20 protein-coding genes, 1 pseudogene and 1 riboswitch are annotated in these 23,284 nt (G+C 65.5%); of the genes and pseudogenes, 11 read left to right on the forward strand and 10 right to left on the reverse strand.

Going from position 1 to position 23,284, the window contains the following annotated elements:
• Positions 1–942 precede the first annotated feature (942 nt).
• From QJT78_RS15740 to QJT78_RS15750, 3 genes and pseudogenes are all read left to right on the forward strand, one after another.
• Positions 943–3,006, forward strand: coding sequence for a M23 family metallopeptidase (locus QJT78_RS15740; protein WP_028147278.1), 2,064 nt, complete (start codon positions 943–945; stop codon positions 3,004–3,006).
• A 185-nt stretch (positions 3,007–3,191) separates the two neighbouring features.
• A pseudogene (locus QJT78_RS15745) lies at positions 3,192–4,331 on the forward strand (hypothetical protein); the annotation flags it as partial.
• Between the two features lie 83 nt (positions 4,332–4,414).
• On the forward strand, positions 4,415–4,681 hold the full coding sequence (locus QJT78_RS15750) for a hypothetical protein (protein WP_014491677.1): 267 nt from the start codon (positions 4,415–4,417) through the stop codon (positions 4,679–4,681).
• Between the two features lie 79 nt (positions 4,682–4,760).
• Here the strand turns inward: QJT78_RS15750 and clpB are convergent, their stop codons facing one another.
• A complete protein-coding gene (gene clpB, locus QJT78_RS15755) occupies positions 4,761–7,403 on the reverse strand; it encodes an ATP-dependent chaperone ClpB (RefSeq protein WP_038942662.1) in 2,643 nt (880 codons plus the stop codon).
• A gap of 241 nt (positions 7,404–7,644) precedes the next feature.
• On the opposite strand from clpB, the gene QJT78_RS15760 reads away from it, so the two are divergent.
• Entirely contained in the window at positions 7,645–8,433 is a 789-nt protein-coding gene (locus QJT78_RS15760; protein WP_028147280.1) for an MOSC domain-containing protein, read from the forward strand.
• Positions 8,434–8,557: 124 nt separating this feature from the next.
• On the opposite strand, the gene QJT78_RS15765 is transcribed toward QJT78_RS15760, so the two are convergent.
• Positions 8,558–9,244 carry a TIGR02594 family protein gene (locus QJT78_RS15765; RefSeq protein WP_038942663.1) on the reverse strand — a complete coding sequence of 229 codons (687 nt, stop codon included), beginning with the start codon at positions 9,242–9,244 and terminating at the stop codon, positions 8,558–8,560.
• A gap of 214 nt (positions 9,245–9,458) precedes the next feature.
• Between QJT78_RS15765 and QJT78_RS15770 the strand changes: the two genes are divergently transcribed.
• Positions 9,459–10,322, forward strand: a complete 864-nt coding sequence (locus QJT78_RS15770) for an alpha/beta hydrolase (protein ID WP_028147282.1) — start codon at positions 9,459–9,461, stop codon at positions 10,320–10,322.
• Between the two features lie 59 nt (positions 10,323–10,381).
• On the opposite strand, the gene metW is transcribed toward QJT78_RS15770, so the two are convergent.
• The gene (metW, locus tag QJT78_RS15775) at positions 10,382–11,044 is read right to left on the reverse strand and encodes a methionine biosynthesis protein MetW (RefSeq protein WP_014491669.1); all 663 of its coding nucleotides are present in this window, start codon (positions 11,042–11,044) and stop codon (positions 10,382–10,384) included.
• Positions 11,045–11,059: 15 nt separating this feature from the next.
• Positions 11,060–12,262: a homoserine O-acetyltransferase gene (locus QJT78_RS15780; protein ID WP_028147283.1), complete on the reverse strand. Its 1,203-nt coding sequence runs from the start codon at positions 12,260–12,262 to the stop codon at positions 11,060–11,062.
• Between the two features lie 85 nt (positions 12,263–12,347).
• Positions 12,348–12,427, reverse strand: a riboswitch (SAM riboswitch).
• A gap of 217 nt (positions 12,428–12,644) precedes the next feature.
• On the opposite strand from QJT78_RS15780, the gene QJT78_RS15785 reads away from it, so the two are divergent.
• Genes QJT78_RS15785 through QJT78_RS15795 form a run of 3 tightly spaced genes read left to right on the forward strand, consistent with a single transcriptional unit; the run spans position 12,645 to position 15,559 of the window.
• Positions 12,645–13,493, forward strand: coding sequence for a chorismate mutase (locus QJT78_RS15785; RefSeq protein WP_028147284.1), 849 nt, complete (start codon positions 12,645–12,647; stop codon positions 13,491–13,493).
• 36 nt (positions 13,494–13,529) lie between these two features.
• Positions 13,530–14,624, forward strand: coding sequence for a histidinol-phosphate transaminase (hisC, locus tag QJT78_RS15790; RefSeq protein ID WP_028147285.1), 1,095 nt, complete (start codon positions 13,530–13,532; stop codon positions 14,622–14,624).
• Complete coding sequence (locus QJT78_RS15795; protein ID WP_038942665.1) at positions 14,621–15,559, forward strand: prephenate/arogenate dehydrogenase family protein; 939 nt, start codon at positions 14,621–14,623, stop codon at positions 15,557–15,559. Before hisC ends, QJT78_RS15795 begins: the two co-directional genes overlap by 4 nt.
• A gap of 103 nt (positions 15,560–15,662) precedes the next feature.
• On the opposite strand, the gene QJT78_RS15800 is transcribed toward QJT78_RS15795, so the two are convergent.
• Complete coding sequence (locus QJT78_RS15800; protein ID WP_038942666.1) at positions 15,663–16,847, reverse strand: DUF2125 domain-containing protein; 1,185 nt, start codon at positions 16,845–16,847, stop codon at positions 15,663–15,665.
• A gap of 110 nt (positions 16,848–16,957) precedes the next feature.
• Between QJT78_RS15800 and QJT78_RS15805 the strand changes: the two genes are divergently transcribed.
• Positions 16,958–17,569, forward strand: a complete 612-nt coding sequence (locus QJT78_RS15805) for a gamma-glutamylcyclotransferase (protein WP_028147288.1) — start codon at positions 16,958–16,960, stop codon at positions 17,567–17,569.
• Here QJT78_RS15805 and QJT78_RS15810 read toward each other — a convergent pair.
• The 4 genes from QJT78_RS15810 to ftsE form a co-directional block, all read right to left on the reverse strand.
• Positions 17,566–18,339: a lysophospholipid acyltransferase family protein gene (locus QJT78_RS15810; RefSeq protein ID WP_028147289.1), complete on the reverse strand. Its 774-nt coding sequence runs from the start codon at positions 18,337–18,339 to the stop codon at positions 17,566–17,568. The genes QJT78_RS15805 and QJT78_RS15810 overlap by 4 nt on opposite strands.
• Positions 18,340–18,350: 11 nt before the next feature.
• Positions 18,351–19,055 carry a YdcF family protein gene (locus tag QJT78_RS15815; protein ID WP_028147290.1) on the reverse strand — a complete coding sequence of 235 codons (705 nt, stop codon included), beginning with the start codon at positions 19,053–19,055 and terminating at the stop codon, positions 18,351–18,353.
• A gap of 72 nt (positions 19,056–19,127) precedes the next feature.
• A complete protein-coding gene (locus QJT78_RS15820) occupies positions 19,128–20,096 on the reverse strand; it encodes an ABC transporter permease (protein WP_028147291.1) in 969 nt (322 codons plus the stop codon).
• Positions 20,089–20,748 (reverse strand): cell division ATP-binding protein FtsE, encoded by a 660-nt coding sequence (ftsE, locus tag QJT78_RS15825; RefSeq protein WP_028147292.1) that lies wholly within the window; start codon positions 20,746–20,748, stop codon positions 20,089–20,091. Before ftsE ends, QJT78_RS15820 begins: the two co-directional genes overlap by 8 nt.
• Positions 20,749–20,929: 181 nt before the next feature.
• On the opposite strand from ftsE, the gene QJT78_RS15830 reads away from it, so the two are divergent.
• Positions 20,930–21,808: an MJ0042-type zinc finger domain-containing protein gene (locus QJT78_RS15830; RefSeq protein WP_028147293.1), complete on the forward strand. Its 879-nt coding sequence runs from the start codon at positions 20,930–20,932 to the stop codon at positions 21,806–21,808.
• 59 nt (positions 21,809–21,867) lie between these two features.
• Positions 21,868–22,242, forward strand: coding sequence for a response regulator (locus QJT78_RS15835; protein ID WP_028147294.1), 375 nt, complete (start codon positions 21,868–21,870; stop codon positions 22,240–22,242).
• Positions 22,243–22,377: 135 nt separating this feature from the next.
• Here QJT78_RS15835 and QJT78_RS15840 read toward each other — a convergent pair whose 3' ends face one another.
• Positions 22,378–23,283 carry a DUF4175 family protein gene (locus QJT78_RS15840; RefSeq protein ID WP_038942667.1) on the reverse strand — a complete coding sequence of 302 codons (906 nt, stop codon included), beginning with the start codon at positions 23,281–23,283 and terminating at the stop codon, positions 22,378–22,380.
• Position 23,284: the final 1 nt, after the last annotated feature.

The following is a 23,284-nucleotide window of genomic DNA, read 5'->3' on the forward strand; positions in this document are numbered from 1 at the left end:
AGGACTCCGCCGTCCACGTTTCTCTTTCTTCATCTTCACTTGTCAAACAGCCCGGGACCAGGAGGCCCCAACCTTCCAGAGTGGAAGGGTTCCGACACCCTTACCGACGATTAATGAACTCCAATCGACTTACGTCGACTGTTGTGTCACTCAACAAGGTGAGGAGCATCAGTGGCGCGTTCGCTCGCCTTGGTCAGTGACCCGGCGGCGCCGCGCTCAGTGGTCGGGTTATAGCCCCCCCCGCCCGGGATTGTCAACGCCCATTGTCAACAAATCGTCGCACGGTGGAGCATCGAAAGAAAATCTAGCGATTCCAGTCAATTAGAAGGGCAGCCAGCGGCCGGATCGAAGCTGCACCGCAAAAAATCTCAAAAAAAGTTTGCCCGCCGGCGGGCTCCGGAGGGGGCTTTGGACGCCTCCCCGGGCACCCTCCCCCTGCGTCCTTCCAGACGCCCCCGGGCCCTGGCAGGCCGAGGCGCATCCGCGCCGGACCCAGCCCTCGTTCACGGCAGACGAGCCCCATCCCAGGCCGGACCGAGCTCCACCCCAGGCCAGACCTAGTCCCCCGGCGCCGGCCAGACGGGCTTCTTGCGCCCGGCCGTTCAGGAAACTTTTTCCATATTAGGCGCCGTACTAGAGCCACAATCCCGCGGCGTTCTGATACAGACAAGCTTGAATCGCGGGATGCCAGTGGGGGCTGCCGGCGATTTTCATGGGGTCAGAGGAAGGCGATCTTGCAGATGACGCGGCCTTCCTTCGACATTCGAGAGACATCGAGAGACCTTTACCCGTCCAGCTGTTCGTAATTTCGGCCGGCCCCATCGAGGGCTTTCTGAGCGCGGGCGCCTGTGCGGCTTGCCTTTTCCGGCGATCCCCCTTCAAGAGGGCGGCCAGGAGAGGTTCGAAAGCAGGCATCTTGGGTCGTTGATTGGGGGACTTGGTTTGAACCACAGGACGTCGCGCGGCGCTTACGGGCGTGAGACCGGGATCATCGATCTCGGCCACGAGCCGCCGCTGTCCGTCGATGGTTCCGAGGCCGCCGTCATCGATCGCCGCCGCGTTTCCGTGCAATGGTTCAGCGGGACAATTCTGACCGGACTCTGCGGCGCAGCCCTGATCGGCGGCGCCGTTTTCGCTTCTCTCGACGGTGAGATGACCTTCGCCAAGGTGCCTGAGCGCGTCGAAGGCGCGCTGCGCGGCGCATTCGGCGCGGCCGATCGCGCCGCCACGCTGCACAAGAGCGACCGCCTGCCGCCGCCGAACGAATCCACGGCCTCGCGCAACATCATGCGCGTCTCCACCGTCGCCCGCGTCGGCAACCGCGACGTGATGCGGGTGCGCCCGTTCGTCCGGATCGCCGGCAACCTGTCGATGACGACGAGCGATCTGTCGGCGAAAATCCCGCCGTTCAACGCCCAGCGCCTGCTCACCGATGTCGGCTCCGATCCGAAGACCGCGGCGGAAGATCCGAACAATCCCGAAGCCGTCGAGCCCGATGCCGAAGTCTCCTTCGTCACCAAGGACCTGTCGCCGGTGCTGCCGAAGGCCAAGATTTCCGCTGTGGTGGCGCTCGACGACATCCTGATGCGGGTGCGCGACGCCGCCAACTGGCGCGGCAATGGCGGGGTGCGCTACGCCTCGCTTACCAATGCCACCGCCGACGTCTCCGGCGCGACCGGCCCCTCCGACATGAAGATGGCCTACGCCACCGAAGCGTCGCCGTCCGATCCCTATGCCGGCTTCGAGACGCGCGTGGTGCCGGAAAACGTCACGCTGCTGCCGAAGACCAAGGAGCAGATCACCGGCGGCAATCCCAACGGCGAGCGCGTCCACGTGGTCAAGAAGGGCGACAGCGTCGGCTCGGTCCTGCGCGATCTTGGCGCGACGGCCGAGGAGATCAAGGCGATCACCGTAACGCTCGGCCCGCGCGGCCGCGATGGCGGCCTGAAGGAAGGCGAAAAACTCCGCATCCTGATGGCGCCCGCAAGCCCCGGCGCCCGCCTCCAACCCTATCGCGTCGTGGTTGCAAACGACACCATGGTCGAGGCGATCGCGGCGCTGTCCGATCTCGGCAAATACGTCGCGGTCGACGTCTCCAGCATGAACACCGTCGCCGATGCCGCGGCCAACGCCAACAGCGACGACGATGACGACGATGACGGCACCGGCGTAAGGCTCTACCAGAGCATCTACGAGACCGCGATGCGCAACAAAGTCCCGATGCCGGTCATCGAGGACATGATCAAGATCTACTCCTACGACGTCGATTTCCAGCGCAAGGTGCAGCCGGGCGACTCGTTCGACGTGTTCTATGCCGGCGAAGACGAGGGCGTGACGTCGAGCGAAAAGAACGACGTGCTGTTCGCCTCCCTCACGGTCGGCGGCGAGACCAAGAAATACTACCGCTACCAGAGCCCCGACGACGGCGTCGTCGACTACTACGACGAGACCGGCAAGAGCGCGAAAAAATTCCTGGTCAGGAAGCCCGTCAACAACGCGATCATGCGCTCCGGCTTCGGCGGCCGCCGCCATCCGATCCTGGGCTATGTGAAGATGCACACCGGCGTCGACTGGGCCACCTCCTACGGCACGCCGATCTTCGCTTCCGGCAACGGCGTGCTCGAGAAGGTCGGCCCCGAAGGCGGCTACGGCAAATATATCCGCATCAAGCACTCCAACGGCTACGAGACCGCCTACGGCCACATGTCGGCCTTCGCCAAGGGCATGGAGATCGGCAAGAAGGTGCGGCAGGGTCAGGTGATCGGCTTCGTCGGTTCGACCGGCCAGTCGACCGGCCCTCACGTCCACTACGAAATCCTGGTCAACGGCCGCTTCGTCGATCCGCTGCGCGTGAAACTGCCGCGCGGCCGTTCGCTGGAAGGCACGGTGCTCGCGGGCTTCGAGAAGGAACGCGACCGGCTCGACGCCATGATGAGCGGCCGCAACGGCGCCATCGCCCGCATTTCGGACGCGACCGGCGGCCCGTTGCAGGTCACCAACCGCTGATCCCTTAACCGGTCGAAATCGACCGGACATCTCTGGAAAACATGATCTGGGTGCGACGTCGTTTCACCGCGCCACAACGTCAAGTTTTGTTTGCCAAAGCGGCATCAGGGGCGAATACTTTCCAAAAAAGGGAGGTCTCGCCATGAAGAACAGGCTAGCCTGCGCAGCTTTCGTCACTGCGATTGATGGGCGGCCTCAACGGCTTCGAGTTCGGCCCCGACGACAAGCTCTACGGTCCGCTCTGGTTCAAGGGGCAGGTCGCAAAAGTCGACGTCGACAACGCCGAGCTGACCGTCGTCGCAGACGGCTTCAAGGTCCCGGCCGCGGTGAACTTCGATTCCAAGGGGAATCTCTGGGTGGTCGACACCGCGCTCGGCCAGCTCGTTCGGGTCGATCCCAAGTCGGGCGCCAAGACCATGGTCACGCAGCTGAAGCCGTCGCTGGACAATCTCGCGATCGACGACAAGGACCGCATCTACGTCTCCAACATGGCCGACATCGGCATCCAGGAGGTCGATCCCGCGACCGGCCAGGCCCGGCAGATCATCATCGGCAAGCTCGCTTTGCCCGGCGGCATCGGCGTCACCTCGGACAACGGCAAGGATACGATCCATGTCGCCGACGTGTTCGCCTATCGTACGGCGGACGGTGCGACCGGCGAGGTCACGGAGAAGGCGCGGATGCACGCCGACGGCACCACGCTCGAATATCCGATGAGCGCAACGGCGAAAGGCGACGACGTGGTCCTGTCGAGCTGGTTCACGGGCACGGTGCAGGTGATCGACGCCAAGACCGGCGCCACCCGCGACATGCTGCACGATTTCAAGGCGCCGCATGACGCAATCGTGCTCGCGGACGGCAGCATCCTGGTGGCCGAGCTCGGCACCAAATCGCTGGTCCGCGTCAGCGGCGAGCATGGCAAGGACCGCACCACGCTGATTGGCGGCCTCGAAGGTCCGGTCGGGCTCGTCGGCGGATCGAGCGGCGATGTCTACGTCACCGAAGCCTTCGCAGGTGTCGTTTCCAAGATCGAGACGAACGGCGAAAAGACCGTGCTCGCCAAGGAGTTGAAAATGCCCGAAGGCATCGCGCGCGGGAGCGACGGCAGACTGATCGTGGCGGAAGTGGGCGCCAGGCGACTGATCGAGATCGCGCCGGACAGCGGCAAGGTCACCGAGATCGCTGCCAATCTTCCGATCGGCCTGACGGGCGCCCCCGGCGGCCTGCCCAGCAACATCCCGACCGGCGTCGCCATCAGCGCCTCCGGCGTCATCTCCTTCTCCTCTGATATCGAGAACGCGATCTACAAGGTCACCAGGAAGTAGCGCGGAGGAAACCAGCCCGGTGGAACCGGCACACGCGTTTGCCGGTTAAATGCTGACGGAAGCCGACCAACAGGAGGATCCCCATGCGGCGCCTCTCACGCGACGATGTCGTCAAGACAGTGGATCGGGCCGACGAAGTCACCATCGCCCAGATCATCGGAACCGGCGCGACGGTCGAGGAACTCGCCGAAGCCCAGGCCTGGCTCGCCAATGACGAGCCCATGATCAACGATTTGCGCCCGCTGGCGCACGGACGCGTGCGCGAGCTTGTCGACATCCTGTCGGAGCTCGAAGAGGACAGCGACGAGCAAGGTCCAGCCGAACCCGGCTCAACATCCGCGGTCAGCTAGAGCGAACCTCGTCAAAGCAATTCGCCCCGGAGAGTTGGCCTCTCCGGGGCGATTTTTCGTTTTGCAGTGCGTGCAACGATCAGTTCAGCTTCCGCTTCGACGCCGGCGGCGCCTCGAACTGGGCGATCTCCGCGGTCTGCTGCGCCTTGCCGTTGAAGGTCAGCACGTTGCCTTCGGACGAGATCGCGACCGTATCCCCGTCCTTGACGTCGCCGGCCAGGATCATCTCGGCGAGCGGATCCTGGAGGTAGCGCTGGACCACGCGCTTCAGCGGCCTTGCGCCGTAGGCGGGATCCCAGCCCTTCGCAGCGAGCCAGTCGCGGCCCGCCGCATCGAGCGTCAGCACGATCTTGCGATCGGTCAGAAGCTTCTGCAGCCGGGCGAACTGGATCTCGACGATCCGCCCCATCTCGCTCCTCTGCAGGCGGTGGAACAGGATGATCTCGTCGACACGGTTCAGGAACTCGGGCCGGAAATGCCCACGCACCATTCCCATCACCTGCTCACGCACGGCTGAGGTGTCTTCGCCCTCCGGTTGATTCACCAAATACTCCGAACCGAGGTTCGAGGTCATGATGATCAGCGTGTTGCGGAAATCGACGGTGCGGCCCTGGCCATCGGTCAGGCGGCCGTCGTCGAGCACCTGCAACAGGACGTTGAAGACGTCAGGATGCGCCTTCTCGATCTCGTCGAACAGCACCACCTGATAAGGCCGGCGCCGCACCGCTTCGGTGAGCGCGCCGCCCTCGTCATAGCCGACATAGCCCGGAGGCGCACCGATCAGCCGCGAGACCGAGTGCTTCTCCATGTACTCGGACATGTCGAGGCGAACCATCGCGGTCTCGTCGTTGAACAGGTACTCCGCCAGCGCCTTGGTCAGCTCGGTCTTGCCGACGCCGGTGGGCCCCAGGAACATGAACGAGCCGGTCGGCCGGTTCGGGTCCTGCAGGCCCGCGCGCGAACGGCGCACGGCGGTTGCGACCGCACGCACGGCCTCGGCCTGGCCGACGACACGCTTGCCGAGCTGCTCCTCCATCTTCAGGAGCTTCTCCTTCTCGCCTTCCAGCATCTTGTCGACAGGCACGCCGGTCCAGCGCGAGACCACCTGCGCGATGTGGTTGGCGGTGACCGCCTCCTCCATCATATCGCCGGAGCCCTCACGCGCCTCGATCTCCGCCAGCTGCTTCTCGAGCTGCGGGATCCGGCCATAGGCCAGCTCGCCGGCCTTCTGGAATTCGCCGCGCCGCTGCGCGTCGGCGAGATCGACGCGTAACGCGTCCAGCTCCGACTTCAGCTTCTGGGCGTTGGAGAGCTTGTTCTTCTCCGCGCTCCAGCGCGACGTCAGGACCGCGGATCTCTCTTCGAGCTCGCTGAGCTCCTTCTGAAGCCCCTCGAGACGGGTCTTGGAGCCGAGATCGCTCTCCTTCTTGAGAGCTTCCTGCTCGATCTTGAGCCGGATGATCTCGCGGTCGAGCGAATCCAGCTCTTCCGGCTTGGAATCGACCTGCATCTTCAGCCGCGCAGCCGCCTCGTCCATGAGGTCGATCGCCTTGTCCGGCAGGAAGCGGTCGGTGATGTAGCGGTTGGACAGCGTCGTCGCCGCCACGAGCGCGGAATCGGTGATCCGCACGCCGTGGTGCTGCTCGTACTTGTCTTTCAGGCCGCGGAGGATCGAGATGGTGTCCTCGACGGAGGGCTCGCTCACGAAGATCGGCTGGAAGCGCCGCGCCAGCGCCGCGTCCTTCTCGACGTGCTTGCGGTACTCGTCGAGCGTGGTAGCGCCGATGCAGTGCAGCTCGCCGCGCGCGAGCGCGGGCTTGAGCAGGTTGGATGCGTCCATCGCGCCATCGCCCTTGCCGGCACCGATCAGCGTGTGCATCTCGTCGATGAACAGGATGAAATTGCCCTCGCTCGCGGTGACTTCCTGGAGCACCGCCTTCAGCCGCTCCTCGAACTCGCCGCGGTATTTTGCACCCGCAATCAGCGCGCCGAGGTCGAGCGAAAGCAGCTTCTTGTCCTGGAGGCTCTCGGGCACGTCGCCGTTGACGATGCGCAGCGCGAGACCCTCGGCGATGGCGGTCTTGCCGACGCCGGGCTCACCGATCAGGACGGGGTTGTTCTTGGTCCGGCGCGAGAGCACCTGGATGGTGCGGCGGATCTCCTCGTCGCGGCCGATGACCGGGTCGAGCTTGCCGTCGCGCGCAGCCTGGGTCAGGTCGCGGGCATATTTCTTCAGCGCGTCATAGGCGTTCTCGGCGGTCGCGGAGTCCGCCGTGCGGCCCTTGCGCAGCGCCTCGATCGCGGCGTTGAGGTTTTGCGGGGTGACGCCGCCCTTGGCCAGGATCGCGCCGGCCTCGCTGGTTTTTTCCAGCGCAAGGCCGAGCAGCAGCCGCTCGACGGTGACAAAGCTGTCGCCGGCCTTCTCGCCGGCCTTTTCGGCGGCATCGAAAGTGCGGGCGAGCTCGGGCGCCAGATAGATCTGGCCGGCGCCGCCGCCGGAGACCTTCGGCACCTTGTTGAGGGCGTCCTCGGTCGCCTTCAGGATGGCGCGGGAATTGCCGCCGGCGCGGTCGATCAGACCCGCAGCGAGGCCCTCATTGTCGTCCAGCAGAACTTTCAGGACGTGCAGGGTCGAAAACTGCTGATGCCCCTCGCGCACCGCAAGCGATTGCGCTGACTGGACGAAGCCCCTGGAGCGTTCGGTATATTTGTCGATGTTCATGTCTTTTCTTTCCCTCGGCCTGCCCCTGGAGCCCTCTAAGGCACTCCAAACGGCATCTTCATTGGGTTTCCGCTGGACGCGTTGACGTTCCTCAACCGGCAGCGATCGTTATCAGCCGGCGCTGGCGCCGGCCTGACCCAGATGTGGGAAGCTTGGCCTCGGATCGGAAGAGGCGTGTTCACAATTTCGTGCACGGGTCCGCCTGCTTGGCGCCAGCAGGTCGAATCCCTTAAGTAGCGACATGACAGCCAGCCAGACCGCCGAAATCACCGGCCTTTACCGTTACCCGATCAAGGGCCTGACGCCGGAATCCCTGCCCCGGGTCCCCTTGCGGATCGGCCAGACCCTGCCCGCCGACCGCCGCTACGCCATCGAGAACGGACCGAGCGGCTTCGATCCGGAGGCGCCGGCCTGGAAGCCGAAAATCCAGTTCCTGATGCTGGCGCGCAATGAGCGGCTGGCGTCCCTCGACAGCCGGTTCGAGGACGCGACCAACCGCCTGACCATCCGCAAGGACGGCCAGATCGTCGCCAGCGGCGATCTGGAGACCACGGCCGGGCGCACCGCGATCGAGGATTATTTCACGGAGAATTTTCAGCCGGAGCTGAAGGGCCCGCCAAAAGTTCTGTCCGGCCGCGACCACAGCTTTTCCGACGTCGCCCGCAAGGTCGTGTCGATCATCAATCTCGGCAGCGTCCGGGCGATCGAGACCATGCTCGGCGGCGCCGCAGTCAATCCACTGCGCTTCCGCGCCAATCTCTACGTGAAGGGCTGGCCCGCCTGGTCCGAGCTCGACCTCGTCGGCGAGACGCTGGCGATCGGCGAGGCCCGGCTCAAGGTGGTCAAGCGCATCGTCCGCTGCCCGGCGGTCAACGTCGATCCCAAGTCCGCGCAGCGCGATCTCGAGATACCGCCGACGCTCTCGCGCAATCTCGGTCACATGGATTGCGGCATCTATGCCGAGGTCATCGCCGACGGCGAGATCGGCGTCGGTGACGCGATCGCGGTGGAAGCGCCGAGATTGGTGTGAGCGGGTCGCCGCTGCCGTAGGGTGGGCAAAGCGAAAGCGTGCCCACCATTTCGGCTCTCGCACGTTGACACACCGCTGGTGGGCACGGCGCTTGCGCGCCTTTGCCCACCCTACGGCTCCGTCCTCAGTTCGGCATCACATACGCATAGATCCGGCCGCGCGAGACCGGCGCCTCGCGAACACGATTGCCGTTGTTGCCGGAAATCATGATCGGATTGCCCTGCGCGTCCACGCCGGTGATGATGCCGACATGGCCGCCCCGGCGACCGCGCGACATGACCGCGATGGCACCGACCTGCGGACCGGAGACACGCGTGCCGTAGCGCGCGAACGAGCTCGCCATGTCGGAGCCGGTGCCCTGATGGCCGGTGTGCTGCAGCACCATGTTCATGAAGCGCGCGCACCACAGGCTGCCGCGCCCGGTCGGATTGCCGCCGATATAACGGCGCGCCTCGGACACGAGTCCCGATCCGCCGCCGAAGCCGCCACCGCTATTGGCCATTCCGCTGTTGGTCATGCCGTTGTTGGCCATGCCGCCGACATTGGCATTCGGATTGTAGCTCGCCTGGGTGTCGGCGAAGCCGCTCGCCTGCAACTGCGCCGCGCCGCGCTCGAAGCGCGAGCTGCGGGCATGGTGCCGATAATGACGGTCATGATGATGTCTGGCGTGGTGCACGTAAGCGTGCCGCTCTGCGCTATGACGATGATGCGGCCGCGCTGAGGCCGGAGAAACGAACGCGGCAACCGCCGCGAAGAAAATCGCCAGCGCGACAGCACAACGCGACAGGCGAGACGCAAACAACTCCAACATACTTCATCCTTCGTTGACACCCCCACTCCAGCCGGCCCGTGCCGAGGCCGGCATCCGGCTGGCCGTTAAGCGGCCCGATGTGGCGAGAAAAAGACGCCACGCCCGCGAATAGCTGCGATGATTTTGTGCCGGTGCTGGTTTGAGGCTGCCGCATTGCGGACAACAACGTTAACTGCAATCCTGCAAAGGCGGCTTGAAGAGAGGGAAACAGTTAATGCCCCACGCCACGACCAGCGATGACGTCCGCATCTATTTCGAAGAAGCGGGTCAGGGAACGCCGATTATTTTTCTACATGAGTTCGCGGCCGACTACACCAATTGGGAGCCGCAGATGCGCTACTTCTCGCGCGGCCATCGCTGCATCACCTATTCCGCGCGCGGCTACACGCCGTCGGACGTACCAGATGGCGAAGTCTACAGCTACAAGCACTTCTACACCGACGCACTCGCGGTGCTCGATCATCTCAAGATCGAGCGCGCGCATCTCGTCGGCCTATCGATGGGCGCCTATTCGTCGCTCCAGATCGGGTTGAACGCGCCGCAGCGCGCGCTGTCGATGACGCTGGCCGGCGTGGGCTCGGGATCGGAGATCGAGAATCTCGACAACTGGCGCAAGCAGTGCCGCGCCAATGCCGAGCAGTTCGAGACGCTCGGCTCCGCCGAGGTCGCAAAGGTCACGCGCGAGGCGCCGAGCCGGATTCCGTTCCTTGTGAAGGACCCGCGCGGCCACGCCGATTTCTACGCCGCGCTGGCGCGCCACGATGCCAAGGGCTCCGCGAACACGATGCGCGGCTTCCAGGGCGGCCGGCCATCGATTTACACGATGCCGGATGCCATTCGAGGTGTGGCAACGCCCGCACTGATCATCTGCGGCGACGAGGACGATCCCTGCGTCGGGGCAAGCCTGTTCCTGAAGAAGCACCTGCCCGCGGCGGGCCTCGCGATGTTTCCGAAATCAGGCCACGTGCTCAATCTCGAAGAACCCGCGCTGTTCAACGAGAGCGTGGAGCGGTTCGTGACGCTGGTGGAAGCCGGGCGCTGGCCGGTGCGCGATCCGCGGTCGCTGGCGGCGCATTAGACTGCCAGCCGCTGTCATTCCGGGATGCGCCGACAGGCGCAGGCCCGGAATGACGGCAGCTACTTCCCCTGCCCGCGCGTGAGCAAGAACACGCCCTGCTCGCCGAACATGTTCCACACCCACCACGGCAAGCGCAGCCGCAATGGACGGCCGTAGAGATCCAGCGCCTCGGCGCGCTCCATCTTGACGTCAATCGCGTCGCAGAGCTCGACGAAATCCTTGATGGTGCAGAAATGGATGTTGGCGGTGTCGTACCAGGTCGCGGGCAGATTCTCGGTGCGCGGCATGTGGCCGCCGACCAGGAGCTGGAGCCGCATCTTCCAGAAACCGAAATTCGGGAACGACACGATGGCGCGGCGGCCGATGCGCAGCAGATTCTCCAGCACGACCCGCGGCTGCCGCGTCGCCTGCAGCGTCTGCGACAGGATGACGTAATCGAAGGCGTCGTCGGGATAGTTGACGAGGTCGGTGTCGGCATCGCCCTGCACCACCGCGAGGCCCTTGGCGACGCAGCGGTTGACGCCCTCGCGCGACAGCTCGATGCCGCGCCCGTCGATGCCGCGGGTCTCCAGAAGCTGGAGCAGATCGCCCTCGCCGCAGCCGACGTCGAGCACTTTCGAGCCGGGCTTGACCATCTCGGCGACCAGCAGATGATCGGCCCGAAACTGGCCGGACTGCTCCGTCGCAACGCCGCCCAGCGGCAGCACTTCCTGCACAGACATCGCTAGCCGTCCTTGTCAGTCAATCCTGGCGGTGAGCCCGCGCGCCTTCCCTGCCGATTGCAGGAAGGCTCGGGCGATATCGAAGAATTCGGGCACGTCGAGCAGAAAGGCGTCGTGGCCGCGATCGGTCTCGATCTCGGCGAACGACACCCGCGCGCTCGACGCGTTAAGCGCATGCACCAGTGCGCGCGATTCCGAGGTCGGGAACAGCCAGTCGCTGGTGAAGGAGACCACGCAGAAGCGCGTCTCGATGCCCGCGAACGCCTTCGCCAGCACGCCGCCGTGGTCGCCGGCGATGTCGAAATAATCCATCGCACGGGTCAGATAGAGATAGGAGTTGGCGTCGAACCGCTCGACGAAGGACGAGCCCTGGTAGCGCAGATAGCTCTCGACCTGGAAATCGGCGTCGAACGAGAAGGTCGGCAGCTCGCGGTCCTGCATGCGGCGACCGAACTTGCGATGCAGCGCGGCGTCCGAAAGATAGGTGATGTGCGCGGCCATCCGTGCCACCGCAAGTCCGCGATGCGGATGGATGCCCTGATCCGTGTAGCGGCCGTTGTGCCAGTCGGGATCGGCCATCACCGCCTGGCGGCCGAGCTCGTGGAAAGCGATGTTCTGCGCCGAGTGCCGCGTCGCGCAGGCAATCGCCAGCGCGGAGTACACACGCTTGGGATAGGCCGCGGTCCATTGCAGCACCTGCATGCCGCCCATCGAGCCGCCGACCACCGCGAACAACGTGTCGATGCCGAGCCGGTCGATCAGCATCGCCTGCGCGCGCACCATGTCGGGAATGGTGATGACGGGGAAGTCCAGGCCCCACACCTTGCCGGTCGCGGGATTGATCGAGGCCGGTCCGGTCGAGCCCATGCAGCCGCCGATCACGTTGGCGCAGATGATGAAGTAGTGCTGGGGATCAAGAGGTCGGCCGGGACCGACCAGCGTCTCCCACCAGCCCGACTTGCCGGTGACGGGATGCACGTTGGCGACATGCTGATCGCCGGTCAGCGCATGGCAGATCAGCACGGCGTTGGAGCGATCGGCGTTGAGCTCGCCATAGGTCTGGTAGGCGATCTGGAACGGGGTGAGATCGATGCCGCAATCGAGCCGCAGCTGCTGCTCGGCGCCGAACTGCGCGACCTGCGAATTCGGATGATCCGCCTCATGCGACCGGTCGTCGGCACTGATCGCGGGACTCGGCACGGGCTTCACGCCAACCATCATCGACCTCGTTTGCGGCACCCGTCAGGCTGCCGCTGGAATCAGGCCATGAAAAACCCGGCCTGAACGATAGGTTCGGCCGGGATCGGAAGCGTCCCCGGCCTGTTTAGCGAGTTTTTTAACGTGGCTGCAAGCCGGCCGGCTCAAATGACCACGGAACGGGCAAAAGCTACTGTCTTGGGCGGTTTTCGTCAAGTCACGGTCCGGATTAGCCAAATTCATCCCTGAAAGGCCGGCCCAAAAGGCCTGGTTTCCCTTTGCATTTCTCTTTGCTTTCGCCGCGCCGACTGCCTAATCAGGACGTCGACCGCAGCGGATCCGGCCTTGCCGATTGACCTTGGCCGACCCGCATTGGAACGCCTCTCACCAGCATCTCGCAGATATGTCCCAACGTCCGCCCGCGCCACCATCGCTCCAGGAATTGCGCAAGGAGATCGACGCGATCGACGAGGGCATGCATCGTCTCCTGATGCAGCGCGGCGACATCATCGACCGCCTGATCCAGGTGAAGCAGACCCAGGAGGTCGGCTCGGCATTCCGCCCGGCGCGCGAGGCCGCCATGATGCGCGAGATCGTGCAGCGCCATCGCGGCATCCTGCCGCTCGACACCGTCGAGAGCATCTGGCGCGTCATCATCTCGACCTTCACCTATGTCCAGGCGCCGTTCTCCGTGCATGCCGACATCTCGGTGAGCGAACCGGCTATGCGCGATTCAGCGCGATTCCATTTCGGCTTCACCGTGCCCTACGTCGCGCATTTCAGTGCGCAGGCGGCGGTCGAGGCGGTGGCAAAATCCAAGGGCGATCTGGCGCTGGTGTCGGCAACCTCGAGCCGCACGCCGTGGTGGCTGTCGCTGGAAGAAACCGGGGCGCCCAAGATCATCGCGCGGATGCCCTTCGTCGAGCGCGCGGACCATCCGGCCGCGCTGCCCGTGTTCGCGATCTCCCGCGTCGCCGACAGTGCCCTGGTGACTGAGGTTGAGACCTTCAGCGTGCGCGTATCAGGGTGGAACGCCGAGGTCGCGCGGGCGCTGTCGCCGCTCGCCGAGATCGTGGCGGTGCCCGATACCGCCTTCGACGGCGCGGCGCTGCTGGTCTCGGTCACGAGCGCCACCAGCATCGACAAAATCAGGGCTGCCCTGATCGAAGCGGGGGCCTCGGTGCGCTCCACGGCCCTCGTCGGCAGCCACGCAACGCGCTATACGGTGCCCCCGACCGGGTCGAAATCGTAGATCGCGAACCGCCTAAAGCTACTTCCGGAGTTGAAGATGTCCCGCCCCGTGCCGAATCCCGGCATTCTCGATATTGCGCCCTACACGCCCGGCAAGAGCCCGGTGGCTGAGCCGGGCCGCAAGGTGTTCAAGCTCTCGGCCAACGAGACGCCGTTCGGGCCCTCGCCCAAGGCGATCGAGGCGTTCAAGAACGTGGCGGCGCATCTGGAAGACTATCCGGAAGGAACCTCGCGCGTGCTGCGCGAAGCGATCGGCCGTTCTTTCGGGCTCGACCCCAACCGCATCATCTGCGGCGCCGGCTCGGACGAGATCCTCAATCTGCTCGCCCACACCTATCTCAGCCACGGCGACGAGGCGATCTCGACCACGCACGGCTTCCTGGTCTACCCGATCGCGACCATGGCGGTCGGCGCCAAGAACGTGGTCGCGCAGGAGACCAACCTCACCTGCAATGTCGACGCCATCCTCAAGGCGGTGACGCCGAAGACGAAGCTGGTCTGGCTCGCCAACCCAAACAATCCGACCGGCACCTATGTGCCGTTCGACGAGGTCAAGCGGCTGCGCGCCGGCCTGCCGTCGCACGTGCTGCTGGTGCTCGATGCCGCCTATTCCGATTACGTCTCGCGCAACGACTACGAGATGGGGATCGAACTCGTCGCCACCACCGAGAACACCGTGGTGACGCACACCTTCTCCAAGATCCACGGCCTCGCCGCGCTGCGCGTCGGCTGGATGTTCGGTCCCGAGCACATCATCGACGCGGTCAACCGCATCCGCGGTCCCTTCAACGTGTCGACGCCGGCGATGTATGCCGCGGTCGCCGCGATCGAGGACACCGCGCACCAGGCGATGTCGAAGCAGTTCACCGAGACCTGGCGCAACTGGCTCTCCGAGGAGATCGGCAAGCTCGGTCTGAAGGTGACGCCCGGCGTCGCCAATTTCGTGCTGATCCACTTCCCGGAAACGGGCAAGACCGCGGACGAGGCCGACGCGTATCTTACCAAGCGCGGGCTGGTGTTGCGCGCGCTGAAGAACTACCGCCTGCCGCATTCGCTGCGCATGACCATCGGCACCGAGGAGGCCAACCGCCTCGTCGTCGAGGCCTTGCGCGACTTCATGGCCGGCAAATGAGCACCACACCGCACTTCCAGCGCGTTGCGCTGATCGGCTTCGGCCTGATCGGCGGCTCGGTCGCGCGCGCTGCGAAGCTCCAGGGCTTGGCTGGCGAGATCGTCACCACCGCGCGCTCGGAGAAGACGCGCGCGCGGGTGATGGAGCTCGGCATCGTCGACCAGGTCGTGGCGACCAATGCGGAAGCGGTGGAGGATGCCGATCTCGTCATCCTCTGCATTCCCGTCGGTGCCTGCGGGCCGGTGGCGCAGGAGATCGCTGCGCATCTCAAGCCGGGCGCGATCGTCTCCGACGTCGGCTCGGTCAAGGGCGCGATCGTCAGGGACATGGCGCCGCATCTGCCGAAGACCATTCATTTCGTGCCGGCGCATCCCGTCGCGGGCACCGAGCATTCGGGTCCCGATTCCGGTTTCGCCGAGCTCTTCATCAACCGCTGGTGCATCCTGACGCCGCCGGAAGGCGTCGATGCGGCGGCCACAGATCGCCTGCGCGCGTTCTGGGCGGCGATGGGCGCCAAGGTCGAGATCATGACGCCGGATCATCATGATCTCGTGCTCGCGATCACCAGCCATCTACCGCATCTGATCGCCTACACCATTGTCGGCACCGCCGACGAGCTGGCGCAGGTGACGGAGTCCGAGGTGATCAAGTTCTCGGCCGGCGGCTTCCGCGATTTCACCCGCATCGCCGCGTCCGATCCGACGATGTGGCGCGACGTCTTCCTCGCCAACAAGGAAGCCGTGCTGGAGATGCTCGGCACCTTCACCGAGGATCTCGCCAAGCTCACCCGCGCGATCCGGCGCGGCGACGGCGAGGCGCTGTTCGACCACTTCACGCGCACGCGCGCCATCCGCCGCGGCATCGTCGAGATCGGCCAGGATTCGGCAGCGCCCGATTTCGGCCGGCCGCATGCGCAGCTCGGCAAGAAGCCGTAGCGTTCAAGTAGCCCGGATGGAGCGCAAGCGTAATCCGGGATCTCTTTCAGCGGCGCGACCCGCCCCGGATTGCGCTTCGCTCCATCCGGGCTACGGGAGACACCTAATACAGCGGTGGGATCTGGCCGACCTTGACCGGGCCAAGCAGCACAGCGCCGTCGACGAACTTCAGCGGGAAGCTCCTCGCCTTCTTGCCTTCAAGCGTGCTCTCGGTGCCGATCGAATTGATGCCGGCCGCGACGCCGGCATTGGCGTTCTGCTTGATGACCTTGCCGAGGCCGGGAACGGCGCGGTCGAGTGCGCCGAACAGATTGTTGAGGTCCTGCGACTTCACGCCCGGCGCAACGCGGTCGAGGGTTGCCTGCGGCACGCCCTCCTCCAGCATCTTCTCGATGCCAAGCGCCGGGATCACGCGTTCGAGGCCGGTCACCGTCATCTGCAATTCGCCGTCGAGTCGGCCATTGGCCGAGAGGCCGAGCGTGCCGGCCGCAACCGCGATCATCTCGCCCTGCTGGACGCGCGACTGCACGATCTCGATGTGACCGCCAGCGGCCTGGATCTCGCGGAAGCGTTGCGGCCACGGCTTTGGCGTGAGGTCGGAGAGGCCCGTGATCTTCGCACGCGTGTCCGCCTCGAACGGCTCGGCGAGCAAGGGATGAACGCCCTGGATGCTGCCCTGCGCGACGTGCAGCACGGTCTCGATCACAGGATGATCCGACGGCGACCCGTCCGCGAGACGACCGTGCAGCTCGACCTGCTTGGCGCGCGCGAGCGGCACCTGCACGCTGCCGTCGAGACGATTGATGACGGGATCGTCGAACACGATGGAGGCGCGATCCGGCACCGCCGGCAGGCCGACCACGCTGCTGCGGCCCTTGCTCCAATTCACCACGAAGGTGTTTTGCGTGACGCCGTCGGTGAGCGTCGCCGGTGCGGAGAATTCGGCGATGACGCGCTTGGGATCGTAGACCTGGGCGACGACCAGGATGTTGTCGAGCCTGGCCGTGAACGGCGTCTTGCTGGCGTTCTGCGACACCAGCGCGACGCTGGCGCCGGAACACTGGACCTCGAAGCGGAACGGGAAGCCGGCGATCGAGCGCTTGGCGCAATCATAGATGCGGCCGGACTTAGCCTCCTGCGCCCGCCAGGCGTCTGCAGCGATTTCGGCCTGCGAGGCCGCATAGAACCAGAAACAGCTCCACGCGACGGCGAGGATCAGGAGGATAATGGGGGCGATGAAAAGGCCCCAACGGGGGCGGCGGCCTGTGGCAACGGTCATATCTGACATGCGGCGACCCTTTGACCCCAGATTTTGTCAAATGTAAGCGGGGTTCGGCCGCGCCGAAAGGCCGAGAATTCGCTTCGCTTGGGGGCGTCGTTCTGGTAGCCGTGCCCGAAATGTCGGAAATCACCCTCCCCTCCGTCACCACAGCCAAGGGCGACCTCTGGGTGTTCGGCTATGGCTCGCTGATGTGGCGGCCGGGCTTCGAATTCAGGGAACGCGTCCCGGCGCGGCTGGTCGGCGAGCACCGCGCGCTCTGCGTCTATTCCTTCGTGCATCGCGGCACGCCGGAGCAGCCGGGCCTGGTGCTCGGGCTCGACCGCGGCGGCGCCTGCCGCGGCATTGCTTTTCGCGTCGCCGAGAAGGACCGCGCCGACGTCGTCGCCTATCTGCGGGCGCGCGAGCAGGTCACGTCCGTCTATCGCGAGGTGATGCGCTCGGTGTGGCTTGAGAACGATGCGCGACAGCGCGTCTCCGCGCTCGCCTATGTCGTCGACCGCGGCCATGTCCAATATGCCGGCCGGCTCTCGCTCGCCGACCAGCATCGCCATGTCGTCCAGGGCCACGGCCAGTCCGGCGCCAACCGCGACTACGTGACGGCAACGGTGAAAGCGATCGAGGCCGAAGGTTTTCGCGACACGCAATTGCATCAGCTCGCGACCATGCTGCATGGTGATGCGCATTCCCTGCACGCGCCGGCTCCCGCAGAAGATCGAGAGAACCGCTAGCCCTGCGACGGCGCGTAGCTCGGGGACGAGCCGATCAACTGCTCCTGCTCTTTCCGGCCCGCTTCGACGAGGCGAGCGGTCGCGTCTTCGATGGCGGTTTGCACGCGCGAGAGAAACTCATCTTTCGGCAGGCCTGACGGCAGCGGATCGAGGAACTCGACCACCAGCGTGCCGGGATAGCGCATGAAGGTGCGGCGCGGCCAGAACAGGCCGGAATTGAGCGCGATCGGCAGGCACCGCACGCCGCATGACGAATAGATCTGCGCAAAACCGGTCTTGTAATCGGGCGCAGCTCCGGGCGCCCGGCGTGTGCCTTCCGGAAAGATCACGAGCTGCCCGCCCGCGCGCACCGCCTCGCGCGCCCGCCGCGTCATATCCAGCAGCGCCTTCACGCCGGCCTTGCGGTCGATCGCGATCATTCCGGTCTTGACCAGGAACTGGCCGAACACCGGGATCTGCATGAGCTGACGCTTGAGGATGAAGATCGGACGGTTGAAGAAGCCCGGCAGCACGAAGGTCTCCCAGAACGACTGATGCTTCGCCGCGATCACCAGCGGCCCTGCCGGGATCTTCTCCTGCCCGCGGAATTCGACCTTGATGTTGCAGATCACGCGCATCAGGAACAGCGTCGCCTTCGCCCACCATTGCGCGACCGTCAGCATGGCGCGCGGCGGCAATGCGAAGGTCGGCAGCGCCACGATCGCGAGGCACACCAGCACGGCGTAGAACAGCACGTTGAACAGGAGCGAGCGCAGGAAAATCAAAAACATCGATGGTCCGATCAATTGGCCTGTGCCGTGGCGGGCCGCTTCGGCGCCACGCCAGCAGGCTGCTCCGACATCTCGGGCGAAACGTCAATCCCGAAATCCTCTAGCCGCACCCTCATCTCGGCGGCGATGTACTTGACGTATTCGGACAAGAGCAGCCGCAAGGTGGAGGCCGAGGTCCACCACGGCTCCTCACGCCATTTTTCGCCGACCACCGCGAACGGGATCAGCGTGGTCTCCGGCATCGCATGCGAGAACTCCACCAGCGCGCGCGGCATGTGATAGTTCGAGGTGACGACGATCAGCGATCTGAAGCCGCGCCCCTCGGCCCAGCGCCGCGCTTCCGCCGCGTTGCCGCGGGTCGAAACCGCGGTGCGGTCGAGATCGACACAGCAATGCATGAAGGACTGGTTCTCCGGCAGCGTCCGGGAGATGTCGCTCGCCGTCGAGGTCGGGTGCACGCCGGAGATCAGGAGCCGCTTGCCGTAGCCGGCCGCCAGGAGCTCCATCGCATCCGACACCCGCGAGGAGCCGCCGGTCAGGACCACGATGCCGTCCGCCTTGCGGTCCGGCGCGATCTCGGCGCCGCGCAATTGCGACAGGAAGGCGACGAAGCCCGCCGCCGCGCTGACGAAGACGAACGCGATCGCCGATACCAATGCCGCGCGCAGCCAGCCGCGCGGCAATTTCGGCGATCGATCGTCGGTCGGCGAGGTCATATGATGTCGGTGATCCCTTCCCTGGATGATTTTAGGACGTTTTGAGGCGAAGTGGAGTCTGGTTTATCGGGCTCAATCGACGTCATTCAGCGTCGCGAACAGCGTCTGGCGCGAGGCAGCCGCGGTGATGGCGCCGATCAGCACCGCCTGCACGGCGAGCACGATGTAGCCCGACGGCCGCAGCGAGAAGGTGCCGAGCAGAGCTGCGAACTGGTCGCCGACGGGGGTCCCGGAAAACCAGCCGGCGATCGACTCGGAGAAGCCGAACACCAGCATGGCGGCGCCGCCGCCGATCACGCCGCCCTCCAGGCCCAGCCTGAGGAAGTGACGCAGGAAGCGGTTCGCGATGTAACGGTCGCCGGCGCCGACGAAATGCAGGACCTCGACGATCGGGCGGTTCGCCGCCATGGCGCCGCGGGTCGCGAACGAGACCGAGATGATGGTCGCGATGATGACGAGGGCGAGGATGCCGATGCCGGCGAGCACGGTGGCGTTGGTCATCGAGCGCATCCGCTCGATCCAGGCGCGGTGATCGTCGACGCTGGCGCTTGGTGCGGCCTGGGTCACGCGCGCGCGCAAGGCGCCGAGATCGAGCGGCGTGCCGGGCTGCACGCGCGCGATGATCATGCGCGGCACCGGCAAATCGTCCATCGACAGGCCGGTGCCGAGCCAGGGCTCGAGCAGCTTGCCGCTCTCGTCCTTGGTGAACGGCTTGACCTCGATGATGCCGGCCTGCGCGCGGATGGCCTCCGTCACTGCCGCGGTGTCGCGATCGAGATCGCGGCCGGTCTGCGGGCGGACCTGGATGGTGATTTCGCTTGCAACGTCCGACTGCCATTCCGCGGCGGAGGCGCTGACGAGCAGCACCGTGCCCGTGGTCATCGAAGCGAGGAAGGTCATGATGGCGACGACGGCAACCAGCGCGCGGCCGTGGATCGAGGCGCGCGGCACGATCGGCGACATGTTGCGCGCCTTGGGCGGAAGCTGCGGACGCTCCTGTCCGAGATCGACCAGCACGCCGCGGTCTTCGGGCCTACTCATAGACGTGCAGCCGCCCCTGGTGCAGCACGAAGCGTCGCGCCTCGTACTGGTCCATCAGGCCGATATCGTGGGTGGCGATGATGACGGCGGTGCCCGATTTGTTGAGCTCGATGAACAGCCGCAGCAGCCGGCGGCCGAGCGTCGGATCGACGCTGCCGGTCGGCTCGTCGGCGAGCAGGAGTTGCGGCCGCGAGATCACGGCGCGCGCGATCGCCGCGCGCTGCTTCTCGCCGCCGGACAGGATCGGCGGCAGCGCGTCCATGCGGTCACCAAGGCCGACCCAGCGCAACAGGTCGATCACCTCCTTGCGGTAGCTCGACTCGCTGCGGCCCATGACGCGGAACGGCAAGGCGACGTTCTCATAGGTCGTCATGTGGTCGAGCAGGCGGAAGTCCTGGAGCACGATGCCGATGCGCTTGCGAAAATCCGCGATCTCGTCCTTGCCGAGCTGCGAGATGTCGTGGCCGAACAGGTTGACAAGGCCGCGCGTCGGCCGGTGCGACAGGAACAACAGACGCAGCAGCGAGGTCTTGCCGGCGCCGGATGGACCGGTGAGAAACTGGAAGGAATGCGCCGGAATTTCGAAACTGAGGTCGCGCAGAATCTCCGGCCCCAGTCCGTAACGCAATCCGACATTTTCGAACCGAACCAAGCTCAGCTCCGTTCGAGAGGGGGCGCGGGCCGCGCTGCTGCGCTCCGCCACACGCGATCAACGGGTTTTGCGGCCGTTATGGTTTCCGGTTCGTTAACGGTCGCTCTGTAGCATCTAGGATGCCCGGTTCTCTGCGACCGGAGCATCGTCAAGACCAGTCCGTGCATCAAGGCTCGTGTCCATGCATATCGTCTGCCCCCATTGTACGACATCCTACGCCATCAAGCCCGCGAGCCTGGGGGCGAACGGACGAACGGTCCGCTGCTCCCGCTGCAAGGAGACCTGGGTCGCCTATGCCGAGGATGCCATCGAGGGGGCGTCCGTCCCGGCCATGGCGGCGGCCAGCCAGGCCGACGACCAGTCCGACCTTGCCGAGCAGTGGAACTCCTACGCCAGGGACGACGGCGCCGCCGACACGCCGGTCGTCGACAGCCCCTCGATCGCCAGCGACTGGCCGGCCGAGGACACCCAGGAGACCGAGGACGAATGGTCAGCGGCGGCCCGCGCCGCCGAGGATGACGTCGCCGGCGCGCAGCACCAGTCCTGGTTCCGCGGCCTGTTCAGCCGCCGCGGGGCGCGGGTGAGGCGTCAAGCCCCCACCGAGGCTCCGCGAAAATCCCATTTCGGCCTGCCGACCGCCTGCGCCGCCATGGGCGCGCTGGTGCTGGCGCTGGTCATCTGGCGCGGCGACATGGTCCGGCTGCTGCCGCAGACGGCGGCGTTCTACAAGATGGTCGGACTCGAAGTTAATTTGCGCGGGCTGGCGTTCAAGGACGTCAAGCTCTCCAGCGAGACCGTGGACGGTAAGCAGGTGCTGGTGATCGAGGGTGTGATCGTGGGTCAAAGCAAGAAGCCGCTCGATATCCCGCGGCTGCGCTTTGCGGTGCGCGACGCGCAGGGAGCGGAAATCTACGCCTGGAACACCGTGCTGGAGCAGACCGTGCTGCAGCCGGGTGAGCGCGCCTTCTTCCGCTCGCGCCTGGCCTCGCCGCCGCCGGAGGGCCGCAATATCGACGTTCGCTTCTTCAACCGCCGCGACATTGCCGGCGGCAGCGTATAATCGATTTCGCAGATCCCGCGAGGAAGGTTGGCCGCGAGGTTCGTCCCAAGGTTGGTCTCATGCCGAAAATCCTGATCGCCGACGACGAGGATTCGATGCGCCAGCTGGTGGCGCGCGCCATCGCCATGGACGGCCACGAGACCGTCACCGCGCAGGACGGCGCCGAGGCGCTGGAAATCCTGACCCGCGAGAACGGCGCGTTCGATCTCCTGCTCACCGACATCCAGATGCCGGTGATGGACGGCATTGCGCTGGCGCTCTCGGCCGCGCGCGATTTCCCCGACCTGACCATTTTGCTGATGACCGGCTTTGCCGACCAGCGCGAGCGCGCCTCGAATTTGAATGCGCTGGTGCATGACGTCGTGACCAAGCCGTTCTCGGTCGCCGACATCCGTACGGCGGTTGCCGACGCGCTGGCAGCGAAGAAAGCGTAGCGGCGCGGCATATTCCGCTGTCAGGCCCCGGCCTTGACCGGGGCAGCCAGTACGCCGCGGTCTCTCGGTTCAATCACAACCGTCTCTGGAATACTGGATCGCCCGCCTGCGCGAGCGATGACACCGAGTGTGACGTCAAAAATCCTTCAGCAGACGCTCGAGGTAATCGAGCTCGATCTGCGGACGCGCGGGATCGCTCAGGCGGCGGCGGAGCTCTTCGAGGATGCGGCGCGCGCGCTGGGCATCGATCTCGCCGGGAATCTTGACCGTGTAGTCGTCGCTATATTCCTTGCCGCGCAGTGGCCGGCCCAGCGGATCGGTCCGTTCGCCGCCGCTCTGCTGGCGGCCGACAGCCTGACCGGGGCCGTCACCGTCGCCCGGATCCTGGCCTTCGCCGTTCTGCTGCCCGCCGAGCGCGTCGGCGAGATCCTGCATGCCCTTGCGCAGGGCGTCGATGGCCTTGCCCTGCGATGCCGTCGCACCGTCGGCATCGCCTTCGCCAATCTGATTGCCGGCGTCTCCCATGGCGTTCTCGGCGGCGTCGAAGCCGTCATCGCCATCCTGGTCGCCGTCCTGACCCTGACCTTGGCCCTGCTGACCTTGTTGGCCCTGCTGCCCCGGCTGCTTCTGCCCGCGCTGGCCTTTCTGGCCATCCTGCTGCAAGCCCATCTCGGCGAGCTTCTTCTTGAGGGCCTCCAGCCGCTTCTTCAATTGTTCCTGCCGGCCCTGCGTATCCTGCGACCCTTCGCGCGACGCCGAGGGATCGTTCGGGTCGGGATAGAGATATTTCTCCATGTCCCGGATCGCCCGGGACTGCTGGCCGATGCTCTCGTCCGAATTCTTGTCCTTCAGGCTGTCGGCGGATTGCTTCATCGACCGCTCGGCGCTGTCCAGCAGTGCATCCAGACTCTTCTGGTCGGCGCGCGACGACTGGGCGAGGCTAATCGAAGCCGTGGAACAGGACAGCATCAGCACGAGACAAGCCGTGGCGAGGCCTCCGCGCGCGAGCTTGCCGCTCTGCCAGATTGAAGTGTGTTTCATG

Origin of the sequence: Bradyrhizobium sp. Mp27 (assembly GCF_029953005.1) — a bacterium.
GTDB lineage: Bacteria > Pseudomonadota > Alphaproteobacteria > Rhizobiales > Xanthobacteraceae > Bradyrhizobium > Bradyrhizobium barranii.

Bases quoted from the DNA above. Each gene is read 5' to 3' on its own strand.
- QJT78_RS15805 (WP_028147288.1), top strand. From the start codon at position 16,958: ATGTCGGAAATCACCCTCCCCTCCGTCACCACAGCCAAGGGCGACCTC.
- QJT78_RS15830 (WP_028147293.1), top strand. From the start codon at position 20,930: ATGCATATCGTCTGCCCCCATTGTACGACATCCTACGCCATCAAGCCC.
- QJT78_RS15750 (WP_014491677.1), top strand. From the start codon at position 4,415: ATGCGGCGCCTCTCACGCGACGATGTCGTCAAGACAGTGGATCGGGCC.
- hisC (WP_028147285.1), top strand. From the start codon at position 13,530: ATGTCCCGCCCCGTGCCGAATCCCGGCATTCTCGATATTGCGCCCTAC.
- QJT78_RS15820 (WP_028147291.1), bottom strand. From the start codon at position 20,096: ATGAGTAGGCCCGAAGACCGCGGCGTGCTGGTCGATCTCGGACAGGAG.
- QJT78_RS15815 (WP_028147290.1), bottom strand. From the start codon at position 19,055: ATGACCTCGCCGACCGACGATCGATCGCCGAAATTGCCGCGCGGCTGG.
- QJT78_RS15800 (WP_038942666.1), bottom strand. From the start codon at position 16,847: ATGTCAGATATGACCGTTGCCACAGGCCGCCGCCCCCGTTGGGGCCTT.
- QJT78_RS15840 (WP_038942667.1), bottom strand. From the start codon at position 23,283: ATGAAACACACTTCAATCTGGCAGAGCGGCAAGCTCGCGCGCGGAGGC.
- QJT78_RS15795 (WP_038942665.1), top strand. From the start codon at position 14,621: ATGAGCACCACACCGCACTTCCAGCGCGTTGCGCTGATCGGCTTCGGC.
- QJT78_RS15760 (WP_028147280.1), top strand. From the start codon at position 7,645: ATGACAGCCAGCCAGACCGCCGAAATCACCGGCCTTTACCGTTACCCG.
- QJT78_RS15780 (WP_028147283.1), bottom strand. From the start codon at position 12,262: ATGGTTGGCGTGAAGCCCGTGCCGAGTCCCGCGATCAGTGCCGACGAC.
- clpB (WP_038942662.1), bottom strand. From the start codon at position 7,403: ATGAACATCGACAAATATACCGAACGCTCCAGGGGCTTCGTCCAGTCA.
- QJT78_RS15765 (WP_038942663.1), bottom strand. From the start codon at position 9,244: ATGTTGGAGTTGTTTGCGTCTCGCCTGTCGCGTTGTGCTGTCGCGCTG.
- QJT78_RS15835 (WP_028147294.1), top strand. From the start codon at position 21,868: ATGCCGAAAATCCTGATCGCCGACGACGAGGATTCGATGCGCCAGCTG.
- QJT78_RS15785 (WP_028147284.1), top strand. From the start codon at position 12,645: ATGTCCCAACGTCCGCCCGCGCCACCATCGCTCCAGGAATTGCGCAAG.
- QJT78_RS15810 (WP_028147289.1), bottom strand. From the start codon at position 18,339: ATGTTTTTGATTTTCCTGCGCTCGCTCCTGTTCAACGTGCTGTTCTAC.
- QJT78_RS15770 (WP_028147282.1), top strand. From the start codon at position 9,459: ATGCCCCACGCCACGACCAGCGATGACGTCCGCATCTATTTCGAAGAA.
- metW (WP_014491669.1), bottom strand. From the start codon at position 11,044: ATGTCTGTGCAGGAAGTGCTGCCGCTGGGCGGCGTTGCGACGGAGCAG.